The following is an 11,774-nucleotide window of genomic DNA, read 5'->3' as shown; positions in this document are numbered from 1 at the left end:
TTTAATCGTCGCTTGTTTTTGTTCTAAAACGGAGCGCGGAATTTTATCGCTCGCTCGCTTTGCGCTCGTAAAATGACCCTGAAAGTTATTGGTACGGAATTTTATTCGTCCGCGATTTTATAAAATTTAGCTTTTATTTCTCGATAGATATATCCAGTGGACTATATCGTTAAGCGAAATCACGACAAGCATACTCATAAACATCGAGGTGGCTGTGAAAAACGATATCCAGCCAAATAGGCTCTCTCTGCTCGCAAAAGTTGGAAACGTCCGTCCGCTGCCTACTCTGTGAGGGATGCCGTTTATGGCAAAATCGGCGTAGAAATAATTGTTTAATGCCCAGTAAGCGAAAGGTATAGCGAGCAATATCACAAATAGCTGCGTCTTGACTGCGGGAAGCTCTTTTTTGTATAAGAATGTGGCGATCGGACAATACACGCAGCTTAGCGCGAAAGCCGTTAAAATAGGTACCCACATCGCTGCAACGTGAAATTCCGCAAGCTGCGTATGCGGGCTTATTTTGCCGATTGCGGCGATGTTTGGAAAAAACTGCTTCATAAATTTAACGAAGTCCGCGCATGCCGCGCTTGCGTCTAAAATATTTTCGGGCAGCACGAATACGCTAAGCGCCGTGATCGCAAACAGCGCAAAAACCGCCGCGTAAAGTCGCCCGAAAAATTTAGTGAATTTCGTATCGGGATACGGCGTATCTTGCTCTTGCGCGCCTTGTGAATTTAGCAAATCGCTCATCGTTCGCTCCTTTAATAAAATTTGCGTGTCAAAACCCGGCTTGCGCTAAATTTTAAAATTTTATGCCTTATTATCCGGTAAATTTCACAATAAGGACCTGTTTTGGAATTTTGCGGTCAAATTTGAAATAAAATTTATTAAATTTAACCAGCAAAGCTTTGTTTAAAAATAAAATCTCGCCGCTTCTAACGCGTAGCGATCTAGGCGGGGTTTGGGCGGTAGACCTGCTTGCGGTTGCTAGCCGAAGCAAAGTAAAAGGGTGCTTCGCAAGTATAGCCCATTCCGCTCCGCCTCTTCCGAGCAAGAATTTAAGCCTTATCGGAAGCGACAAATAAAATTAAACCCGCGCGTAGCGTAGCGACTTCTCGTATCGTCTTAGCCAGAAAGCCACTAAATAAAGAAAGCCCTTTCATTTCACGCAAACTCGCAGCTAAAGCCTAAAATTTAATTGCCTAACGAAAAGGCAAGTTGGCGTTGCTTGCTCGCAAAATAACCGCGGAATCCCACTAGATAAAATTTAAATTTAAAATTCCGAGTATTTCTGATAGTCGATCTGCGCGGAGTTTTTGTTGATCGTATCGACCGTAGCTTCGGCGATCGCAAGCTCCTCGTTGGTAGGGATTACAAGCGTTTTTATTTTGCTATCCGCCGTGCTTAAATTTCTAATCGAGCCAGTATTTTTTGCGTTTTTTGTCGCATCGATTTCGATGCCGATATGAGCGAGCTTCTCGCAGACATTTTGTCTAAAATGCGGCGCATTCTCGCCGATACCGCCGGTAAAGATCAAAGCGTCCACGCGCCCGAGCACGGCGTAATACGCTCCGATCATCTTAACGACGCTGTAAACGAGCATCTCAAACGCAAGTTTCGCGCGCGGCTCGCCGCCCTCCATCTTTTCATAGACCTTTCGCAGATCGCTTGCACCGCAGATGCCCAAAAGTCCGCTTTTTTTGTTCATTATAACGTCCATATCCTGCGCGTTGTAGCCCGCGACGCGCTCGATGTATGGGATGATTGCAGGATCGATCGAGCCGCATCTGGTGCCCATGATGATCCCCTCAAGCGGCGTTAGCCCCATCGAGGTGTCGATACACTTGCCGTTTTCTATAGCACTCACGCTCGATCCGTTGCCAAGATGTAGCGTAATGGCATTGAAGTTTTCGTATTTTTTACGCAAAAATTTCGCTCCCATCGTCGAGACGAACCAATGCGATGTGCCGTGCGCGCCGTAGCGGCGAACCTTATATTTTTCGTAGAATTCATACGGCAGCGCGTACATATACGCATAAGGCGGGATGCTTTGATGAAAGATCGTATCAAAAACCGCTACGTTTGGAATTTTCGGAGCGATCTTCAGGCAGGATTTGATACCCGCTAAATTTGCGGGATTGTGTAGTGGTGCAAGCGGCGCAAGCTCGGCGATTTTAGCCATTACGTCATCATCTATGAGCGCGGGAGCGTCGAAATAATCCGCGCCCTGAACGATGCGGTGTCCGATGCCGCCTACTTGAGTTAGATCGTTGATTACTCCGCTTTGTTTTAAAAGATCGATCGCAATCGCAATCGCGGTTTCGTGATTTGCAATTTGCTCGTTTTCAACTTTTATGCCTCGTCCATTGGCGCAATTGATACTTCCGCTTGCGTGCGTCGAGCCGATCTCCTCGATGAGCCCACTTGCGATGCAGGCGTGATTTAGCATATCGTGGAATTTAAATTTAACCGAGCTCGAGCCGGAATTTATGACTAGGATATCCATTAATTCTCTCCCGCTTGAATTGCGCTGATAAGTATCGTGTTTACGATATCGGCGACCTTGCAGCCGCGGCTTAGATCGTTTACCGGCTTTTTTAAGCCCTGCAGAATCGGTCCGATCGCCACGGCGCCTGCGGTGCGCTGAACGGCCTTATAACAGATATTTCCACAGTTAAGATCAGGGAAGATAAATACGTTCGCGCGCCCTGCGACCGCGGAGCCTGGCATCTTTTTCTTAGCGACCGCTGCATCGACTGCGGCATCGAATTGCAGCGGTCCGTCGATTAAAAGCGCCGGCGCCTTTTCGCGCGCTTTTTGCGTTGCAGTCTTTATGAATTCCACGCTATCGCCGCTACCGCTGTCGCCGCTGGAGTAGCTTAGCATCGCCACACGCGGCTCAAGCCCGAACGCCTTTGCGGTCGCAGCGCTTGAGATCGCGATACCTGCCAGATACTCTGCGCTCGGGCTCGGCGCTACGGCGCAGTCGGCAAAAAGCAGAGCCTGCGTATCCAGGCACATTATAAACGCGCCGCTAACGCTCGCGATGCCGGGCTTTGTCTTGATGATCTGAAGCGCGGGGCGGATCGTCTCCGCAGTAGTCGTGCCGGCACCGCTTACCATCGCATCGGCTAGCCCTTCATACACGAGCATCGTGCCGAAATAGGTGCGGTCGCGAACGAGATCGCGCGCCTGCGCCTCGCTCATACCCTTTGCCTTGCGAAGCTCATATAGATCGCGCGCAAATTTTTCCAAGCTCGCATCCGTCTGCGGATCTAAAATTTTAACGCCGCTTAGATCGAGACCTAGCTTGCTTGCGCTTTTTTGCACTTCATCTTGTCGCCCCAGAAGGATCAAATTTGCAGCGCCGCTTTGCTTTATAATCGCGGCCGCGCGCAGAATTCTCTCATCGTCGCTTTCGGGCAGTACGACGGTTTTAACGTTCGCTCGAGCCTTTGCGTAGAGCTTGCTTTCAAATTTCAATGGGGTTAGAATTTCACAGCGCGTGGAGTTTGCGGCGTCCGTGAAGTAGCTTTTGTCGGCAACGACTTTATCAAGCTCTATCGCGCCGCTTTGGCAAGCGGAATTTTCGTCGTGAAATTTTGCATCGCTTTCGCAAGCAGAATTTTTGCCGCAAAGCTCCGATTTTTTAGAATTTGCACCCTCTTGTGCAGGTCTTAGCGCGGAAAATGAAATTTTATCCTCATATATGCTGGCAAAGCTTACCGCTTTTGCTGCGGTGATCAAGCGCGTGCCGATGCGCGCGGCAATTTCGTTAGGATAAAATCCGCAAACGGGAATATTTAAATCCTTGGCGATTTGTAAATTTAGCTCACGCATATCGGCTCCTGCGGCGCCGCGAACCAGTACGAAATTACACTGCTTTAGGATCTGTGCAAAGCGCTCTATCGCCGCCTTTCGCACGCGCTCATCCTGCCCGTTTGCGAGCGCTTTTTCAAGCTCGCTTCTGCTAAAAAGGGCATTGTCGCCAGCGATGCAAAGTTGCAAAACGTTGTGAAAGCTCATGGATAAAATTTTATCTAGTTTTTTTAGTTCGGATTGGTAGGCGACAGGCTCGTCGCATAGGAGCAAAATTCCGTTCATCGGTTGATCCTTTTGAAATAAGATAGGCAATTGTAGCAAAATTTTGCTTGCGTGTTAATCAAAGATTTATCGTGAGGGTTTAGAATTTAGTAACTTTCAACAAAGGAGCGCACATGAAAAATTTATTGATTTTGGCTCTTTTAGTGAGCCTCGCCTTGGCGAAAATCAACATAAACGAAGCTAGTCGCTACGAGCTGATGACGATCGGCGGACTTGATGCGGGTAGGGCGGATATGCTTATGCAATACCGCCAAAAGCGCGAAATTTCAAGTGCAGATGAGCTAAAGGGTATCAACGGCTTTGCAAGTTACGATACCGCCAAACTGCAGAAGAGCTTTGAAATATCGCCTAGAGCTAACGTGCAGCAGCCGGTGCAGCCTGATCGCGATATAGTCGTGGTCGAAAAGACCCGCACCCGCACGGTTTATGGAGGCTATACTTACAAACGCGTTGAAAATTACGGCAATGGCATCACGATCACAGAGACCGGTACTTTACCGCCGCCTCCTCCGCCAGGATATGGTAGGCACGGCGGCATGATGCCGCCTCCTCCCCCGCCTCCTGGCGGCATGCCACCACCTCCGCACGGAGGTATAAAACCGCCTCCTCCGCCACCGCCACCTCCGCGTGATGATTATTCTCACAGGAGAAGTTCTGGCAGTATGAGCGATAGCGAAATCGGCGGAAGCTCGCGCCGTAACATGCCGGTGCCTATGCATATGGGAACGATCCGCTCGAAAAGATCCAGTAGCGTCACAAGCTTCGGCGACTGCGATCCGCAAAGCGGTAACTGCGCTAGCGTGGGCGTAGGCGTGCAGGTAGATAGAGGGTTTTAAAATTTAATTTTATGCGGGCGGGATTTTAGAATTTTATAATCGAGATTCCGCCCGCCCTAAATTTACGGCTAAATTTTAAAATTTCGTAGTTATGGAATTTCAAATTTACGCTGGCATCGCTCTGCGCTACGATAAAATTTCAAAGAATTTTATAAATTTAATCCAAGCCTCGCGTGGTAAAATTTCAAGCCAAAATTTTACGTTAAAACTAATGCGCCGCGTTTGGTCAAAACAAATCTGCACTTTAAAATTTTAAATCCGAACATCCCGTCCGTTTTAAATTTATGGCTAAATTTTAAATTTGCCTTTTCTACTCTCGCTAAATTATGAAATTTTGCCCCGTCTTGCTACTATTAAATTTGAAATTCGACCCGATTTAGCGCCTTAAATTCGTGAAATTTAATTTACAAAATAATATAATCACAAAATTATTCCAACGAAACAGGATGGGCGTATGAAAGAAATTAGCGGATCGCAGATGATCGTGGAGGCGTTGCGGCAGGAGGGGGTCGAGGTAGTTTTCGGCTACCCGGGCGGCGCGGCGCTAAACATTTATGATGAAATTTACAAACAAAAATACTTCAGACATATTTTGGTGCGCCACGAGCAGGCCGCGGCGATGGCTGCGGACGGATACGCGCGCGCTAGCGGCAAGGTAGGCGTGGCAGTCGTTACAAGCGGACCAGGCTTTACGAACGCGCTTACGGGGCTTGCTACGGCGTATAGCGATAGCATCCCGATCGTGCTTATCAGCGGGCAGGTGGCGACCTCGCTCATCGGTACCGACGCTTTTCAAGAGATTGATGCGATCGGAATTTCACGCCCTTGCGTCAAGCACAACTATCTAGTTAAAACGATCGAAGAGCTGCCTAGAATTTTAAAAGAGGCTTTTTATATCGCTCGCAGCGGCAGACCGGGGCCCGTGCATGTCGATGTGCCGAAGGACGTAACGGCGAAGCTTGGCATTTTTGAATATCCTAGCGAAATCAAGATGCAGACTTATAAGCCTAACTATAAGGGCAACGCTAAACAGATCAAAAAAGCCGTCGAGTTAATCGCAAGCTGCAAAAAACCTATCCTCTACATCGGCGGCGGCGTCATCAGCGCGGGCGCAAGCGAGCTGGTGCGCGAGCTTAGCGAGTTTGCGCAGATCCCTGTCGTTGAAACCCTTATGGCGCTGGGGGCTATGCGAAGCGATGATAAAAACCGCCTCGGCATGGTAGGAATGCATGGTAGCTACGCCGCAAATATGGCGCTTAGCGAGTCGGATCTGATAATCTGCTTGGGCGCGAGATTTGACGATCGCGTCACCGGCAAGCTTAGCGAATTCGGCAAAAACGCAAAGATCATCCACGTCGATATCGATCCTAGCTCGATCTCAAAGATCATAAACGCGGATTATCCGATCGTGGGCGATGTGAAATCGGTGCTAGAGGAGATGCTGCCACGCATTAAAAGCGAGGTTAGCTCTGCAAATTTCGAGCAGTGGCGCGAGCTCATCCGCAAATACGATGAAATTCACCCGCTTAAATTTAACGACAGCGATGAAATTTTAAAGCCGCAGTGGGTTATCCAAAGTACCGCAAAAATCGCTGGCGAGGATGCTATCATCGCTACGGACGTGGGGCAGCACCAGATGTGGGTCGCGCAGTTTTATCCGTTTTGCAAGCCGCGCACGCTACTAAGTAGCGGCGGGCAGGGCACGATGGGATACGGCCTTCCTGCGGCATTGGGCGCGAAGGCATATGCGGGAGATAGACCGGTTATAAATTTTAGCGGCGACGGCTCGATTTTGATGAATATCCAAGAACTGATGACTGCGAGCGCGAGCGGTCTAAACGTCGTAAATATCGTATTAAACAACAATTTCTTAGGCATGGTGCGGCAGTGGCAGAGCCTATTTTACGGGCAGCGTTTCTCATCGACCGATCTTAGCTCGCAGCCCGATTTCGTAAAGATTGTCGAGGGCTTCGGCGGCGTGGGCTTTAGCGTTAGTACAAAAGCGGAATTTGAGGATGCGCTGAAGCAGGCTCTTGCGAGTAAAAAGGTAAGCGTCATCGAGGCTAAGATCGATCGCTTCGAAAACGTCTGGCCGATGGTGCCCGCAGGCGGCGCGCTTTATAATATGATTTTTGAGCAGGAGTCGTAGGATGAATAGCATAAGAAGAGTAATATCGGTCGTCGTTACCGATGAGCACGGCGTTTTGTCGCGGATCTCGGGGCTTTTTGCGGGGCGCGGCTATAATATCGACAGCCTCACCGTTGCGCCGATTCCAAATACGGGTCTATCACGCCTTAGCATCGTCACTTCGGGCGACGAGCGCGTCATAGAGCAGATCACCAAGCAGCTTCATAAGCTGATTCCCGTTTACAAGGTCATCGATGATGCAAAATTCGTCGAAAAGGAGATGGTTTTGGTAAAGATCGCGCTGGGCGAAAACTTAGCAGGGCTCGATGCAGTTTTAAAAGCCTACAACGGCAGCATCGCAAACAGCGACGACAGCAAGATCGTCATCATGGCGTGCGACGACGCAGACCGCATCGACGGATTTTTAAAGACGATAAAAAAATACAATCCGATCGACGTCGTCCGCGGCGGCAGCGTCGCGCTGGATATGTAAGCGGCGATAAAATTTAATCAAAGGAGCGCAAATGAAATTATCCAAAATTGCCGAAATTTTAAATATAGAGCTTAGCGGAGCGGACGCGGAGATCACCGCGATAAATTCGCTTCAAAACGCAAGGCAAAGCGAGCTAAGCTACTGCGATAGCGACAAAAACGAGAAATTTTTATCCGCCACCAAAGCAGCCGCCGTATTGGTAAAGTGCGGCACCGTGGTTCCAAACGGCGTGCGAGCGCTGGAGTGCGAAAACCCGCATCTAGCCTTTGCGATCTTAAGCGCGCATTTTGCTAAGCCGCTCATTCGCAGCGGCGCGCCCGCAAAGATCGCTGCCAGCGCGCAGATCGGGCAGGGCGTGCATATCGGCGTAAATTCCACGATCGGCGAGGATTGCGTCATCTTAAGCGGCGCGTATATTGGCGATGACGTGCATATCGGAAGCGGCTGCGTGATCCACGCAAACGCCGTCATCTACAACGACGCAATCATCGGCGAGCGCTGCGTGATCCACGCAAACGCCGTCATCGGAAGCGACGGTTTTGGCTACGCGCACACCAAAACGGGTGAGCACGTTAAAATTTATCACAATGGCAACGTCGTGCTGCAAGACGAGGTCGAGATCGGCGCGTGCACGACGATCGATCGCGCGGTATTCGGCTCGACGATAATTGGGCGGGGCAGCAAGATCGACAATCTCGTTCAGATCGGGCACAACTGCGAGCTTGGGCAAAACTGCCTCATCGTCTCTCAAGTTGGACTTGCGGGCTCGACGACGCTTGGGCGTAACGTCGTGATGGGCGGGCAGAGCGGCAGCGGCGGGCACGTAAGCGTGGGCGATTTCGCTCAGATCGCGGCGCGCGGCGGCATAAGCAAGGATCTAGCGGGCGGCAAAAACTACGCAGGGCATCCTATAATGGAGCTTAGCGAGTGGTTCAAGCTGCAGGCCAAGATCGTTAGATTTTTTAAAGATAAAAAGCACTAGCCGTTTTGCCTTGGTTGATTAGATCGATCGGCTTAATTTGATCGTTTTGATCGTTCGCTCTGATCGACTCCTCCAGCTAGCTTAATCTAGCGGGCTCGCGTCGTTTCAGTGAAGTTTGAAATCGCCAGGCAGTTGGCGATTGTGGAGTGATTTGCGCTGCGTTCGGTTTTTGCATAGTTTGCAAACTGCTGCGGCGGTAAATTTTGCCCTTTTATCGACAGAATTCCGCTCACGCCATTTTTTGTCTTCCGCTTGCTTTGTGGGCGCGGTAGAATTTGATCTACTCGTTTTGAAATACGTTTGCTCGCAGTCATTGTGGCCAAGCTTTACGAGCGCTTTAAATCAGCGCAAATTTAATTAAAGGAAAAACAATGATAGAGATGTTTTTATGCTCCTATTTTGCGGGTGCGGCGACGCTTTTTGAGGACTATGCGAGACAAAATATCCGCGCTAAAGAGGTGCTTTTTATCCCGACCGCCGCAAACGTAGAGGAGTACCGAGACTACGTGGATGAGGCGAAAGAGGCGTTTGCCAAAATGGGCTTTACGCTTGAAATTTTAGACGTTTCAAAAGCGAGCAAGGTCGAAGCAAAGGCAAAGATCGGCACAGAGCGGGTGCTTTACGTAAGCGGCGGCAACACATTTTATCTTTTGCGCGAACTTAAAAAGAAAGATCTTGCTGGCCTCATCGCAGATCGCGTCCGAAGCGGCGAGCTCGTGTACGTGGGCGAGTCGGCGGGTGCGATGATAGCGGCGCCTAGCGTGGAGTATGCGAGCGTGATGGACGATGCGAGTGGTAGTGAATTAGTAGCAGCGCAAACTGGGCTAGATCTTGTTAAATTCTATCCAGTAGTACACTACGGCGAGGAGCCTTTCGTGCAAAGCGCGGCTGAAATTTTAAAAATTTACGGCAGTAAGCTAAATTTGACGCCGATAAATAACGCCGAAGCGATCGCGGTGCACGGCGATAAATTTGAAATTTTAGGGCGGTAAACTGCGGCGTAAAAGTAAAATTAGTAATTAAACGCTTCATAAAATTTACGCTTATATTTTCGCATAGGGTTGCGAAGTGAAATTTTAACTTAGGTGTGCGAGTGTCGCTAACGAATAAATTTAATCAAAGGATCAAAATGAAAATATTACTTATCAACGGCGGAGCGCCTTTTAACGGTAAAGGCGGCAAGCTAAGCAAGACGCTGCACGAGTTAGCCAAAAAAACGCTACAAGCCTTAGGGCACGAAACGTGCGAAACTACGATACACGAGGGCTACGATATAGATGCTGAGGTAGAAAAATTTCTATGGATGGATGCCGTGATCTAGCAGATGCCCGCGTGGTGGATGGGCGAGCCTTGGCTAGTCAAAAAGTACGTAGACGAGGTGTTTATGGGCGGCATAGGCAAGATAGTGGCAAACGACGGGCGGCACAGCGCGAGTCCAAACGACGGATACGGCACCGGCGGCCTGATAAAGGGCAAATCGCACATGCTAAGCGTCACTTGGAATGCGCCGCTTCAGGCATTTGACAAGCCAGGCGATTTTTTCGAGGGCGTGGGCGTGGACGGCGTTTATTTGCATTTTCATAAGGCAAATGAATTTTTTGGCACGAAAAGGCTGCCTACTTTTATGTGCAACGACGTCATTAAAAATCCCGATATGGAGCGCTTTATGAGGGATTACGAAGCGCATTTAAAAAGGGTTTTCGGCTAGTCTTAACGGACTCAAACGAGTTTATCTATTCGCAATACAGCACCAGACGAGCTAAAACGGATTTATAAAACGCTTCTTAAGTTCGGATATTACGTCGTTTGTGAAATTTTAAAATAATGCCAAGCAGTACTTGTTCGAGTGTGGCTTGCGACGCGCGAGGTTTTCGTAAATCGCGAGATTCGAGCTTTGCTCAGCTGACTGACACTGCGTGATGTGCGGGAAGTGTGAAATTTGCGGCGTTGCGGCGTGAAATTTCAAGTCTTGCGGCGCGCGATTTATGCAGTCACTATATAAAATTTCATACGGCTGTCGCAGCTTTTAAATCTGTGCGAAATAAAACTTGCGAAACAACGTGGCATTTTGCGATCGTTTTTAATTTTGCAAATGCGCTGTATTTTGGCTCGGTGCGAGATAAAATTTTACGCGGCGCACTTTTATGTGATGTACGCGTCTGGCTTGCCGTTGCTCGTTAGTGCCATGTCAGCGAGTGCTAAGCATGGATGAGCGCGATGGCTGGCTCGTGTAACTATTAGCGTGCCGTTCAGTGCTGCTAGTGGCTTTAAGAGGCGCGATGTGTATTTACTATAGGGGAAGAGATGGTTAAACTCGATATGCTTAAATTCTTTCGCTTGGGCGAGTTTGCGGGCGTAGAAAGAGGCTTGAGCTGCGCGCAGACCATCGCGATGCTTGGCTCTGCGGATGCGAGCTTTAAGAGCGCTGGAGCTGAAATTTTAAGATACGGCGCCTTTGAATTTCACTTTTTTCGGGGCGAAATTTTTATGATTTTTTCGGATCATTTCAGAAGTGAGCCTTTGGATTTCGGCGGCGCAAGGGCGCGGCAAATCGAAATCGAACCTTGGATATTATCGGGCTGTCCAGCTCCCATATATCTTGCGGCAGCAAAAGACGCTTTATATCGTGAGCAGATTGAGTATCGCGAGCGCACAACGGATGAGGGGTTGGAGCTAGACTTAAACAGCGGCGTTACGCTTGCGTTTGAAAGTTTGAGCGCGCGCGGCTACGAGCTTGCCGCATTTTGGATAAAATTTTAACCGGAAAAGCGGAGGCGAAATCTAGGTAACAAAGTAAAATTTAGCCGAGCAAAAAGAAGCGACAGCTTGGGTAAAATTTCGGCAAGCAATAGTAAAATGAAATTTAACGAGCGAAGGCTTTGGACGAAATTTTAATACAAAAGCTGCGCGGTCAAATTTTTAATGTAAAAGCTACGTAGATAAATTTTAATGCAAAAGACTGCGCGGATAAATTTTAACGAAAAGGCCTGTGAGCGCTTTTAGATCGGCATTGTGAGCGTCTCGCATCTGTGCCGCAAGCTTTGTTTTCACGCTGCGCATTTATCTATCGCACAAACGTTTTGCCAGATCTTTATTTGTCCGCTCATTAAGAATTTTTAAAATTTTAAAGCAGGATTTGATCAAAATTTTATAAAACTCGCCAAATCAATCGATCCGGAGACTGAAAGATCTACAAATAGATCTTAAATTATATTCACTTGATAAAATTTT

General features: G+C 48.7%; 11 protein-coding genes and 1 pseudogene. 8 read left to right on the top strand and 4 right to left on the bottom strand.

Features of this window, described 5'->3' with window-relative positions; all coding sequences use genetic code 11:
* Positions 1-126: 126 nt before the first annotated feature.
* On the bottom strand, positions 127-750 hold the full coding sequence (locus tag Q0140_RS06935; protein ID WP_297963187.1) for a hypothetical protein: 624 nt from the start codon (positions 748-750) through the stop codon (positions 127-129).
* A gap of 158 nt (positions 751-908) precedes the next feature.
* Here Q0140_RS06935 and Q0140_RS06930 point away from each other — a divergent pair, with 158 nt between their 5' ends.
* Complete coding sequence (locus Q0140_RS06930) at positions 909-1,085, top strand: hypothetical protein (protein ID WP_297963184.1); 177 nt, start codon at positions 909-911, stop codon at positions 1,083-1,085.
* Positions 1,086-1,273: 188 nt separating this feature from the next.
* Here Q0140_RS06930 and Q0140_RS06925 read toward each other — a convergent pair whose 3' ends face one another.
* On the bottom strand, positions 1,274-2,506 hold the full coding sequence (locus tag Q0140_RS06925; RefSeq protein WP_297963181.1) for an acetate kinase: 1,233 nt from the start codon (positions 2,504-2,506) through the stop codon (positions 1,274-1,276).
* Complete coding sequence (pta, locus tag Q0140_RS06920) at positions 2,506-4,104, bottom strand: phosphate acetyltransferase (protein WP_297963178.1); 1,599 nt, start codon at positions 4,102-4,104, stop codon at positions 2,506-2,508. Before pta ends, Q0140_RS06925 begins: the two co-directional genes overlap by 1 nt.
* A gap of 113 nt (positions 4,105-4,217) precedes the next feature.
* On the opposite strand from pta, the gene Q0140_RS06915 reads away from it, so the two are divergent.
* From Q0140_RS06915 to lpxD, 4 genes are all read left to right on the top strand, one after another.
* Complete coding sequence (locus tag Q0140_RS06915; RefSeq protein ID WP_297963176.1) at positions 4,218-4,940, top strand: helix-hairpin-helix domain-containing protein; 723 nt, start codon at positions 4,218-4,220, stop codon at positions 4,938-4,940.
* Positions 4,941-5,394: 454 nt separating this feature from the next.
* A complete protein-coding gene (locus Q0140_RS06910) occupies positions 5,395-7,089 on the top strand; it encodes an acetolactate synthase large subunit (RefSeq protein ID WP_297963173.1) in 1,695 nt (564 codons plus the stop codon).
* 1 nt (position 7,090) lies between these two features.
* Positions 7,091-7,561, top strand: coding sequence for an acetolactate synthase small subunit (gene ilvN / locus Q0140_RS06905; RefSeq protein ID WP_297882007.1), 471 nt, complete (start codon positions 7,091-7,093; stop codon positions 7,559-7,561).
* A gap of 31 nt (positions 7,562-7,592) precedes the next feature.
* Complete coding sequence (lpxD, locus tag Q0140_RS06900; RefSeq protein ID WP_297963170.1) at positions 7,593-8,543, top strand: UDP-3-O-(3-hydroxymyristoyl)glucosamine N-acyltransferase; 951 nt, start codon at positions 7,593-7,595, stop codon at positions 8,541-8,543.
* Between the two features lie 86 nt (positions 8,544-8,629).
* Here the strand turns inward: lpxD and Q0140_RS06895 are convergent, their stop codons facing one another.
* A complete protein-coding gene (locus Q0140_RS06895; protein ID WP_297963167.1) occupies positions 8,630-8,857 on the bottom strand; it encodes a hypothetical protein in 228 nt (75 codons plus the stop codon).
* 57 nt (positions 8,858-8,914) lie between these two features.
* Between Q0140_RS06895 and Q0140_RS06890 the strand changes: the two genes are divergently transcribed.
* The 3 genes and pseudogenes from Q0140_RS06890 (at position 8,915) to Q0140_RS06880 (ending at position 11,303) form a co-directional block, all read left to right on the top strand.
* A complete protein-coding gene (locus Q0140_RS06890; RefSeq protein WP_297963164.1) occupies positions 8,915-9,535 on the top strand; it encodes a Type 1 glutamine amidotransferase-like domain-containing protein in 621 nt (206 codons plus the stop codon).
* A 137-nt stretch (positions 9,536-9,672) separates the two neighbouring features.
* A pseudogene (locus Q0140_RS06885) lies at positions 9,673-10,251 on the top strand (NAD(P)H-dependent oxidoreductase).
* A 596-nt stretch (positions 10,252-10,847) separates the two neighbouring features.
* Positions 10,848-11,303, top strand: a complete 456-nt coding sequence (locus tag Q0140_RS06880; protein WP_297963161.1) for a hypothetical protein — start codon at positions 10,848-10,850, stop codon at positions 11,301-11,303.
* Positions 11,304-11,774 lie beyond the last annotated feature (471 nt).

Source organism: uncultured Campylobacter sp. (assembly GCF_938045405.1).
In the GTDB taxonomy this organism is placed as follows: Bacteria; Campylobacterota; Campylobacteria; order Campylobacterales; family Campylobacteraceae; genus Campylobacter_B.
This window is presented reverse-complemented; position numbering and strand designations above follow the sequence as displayed.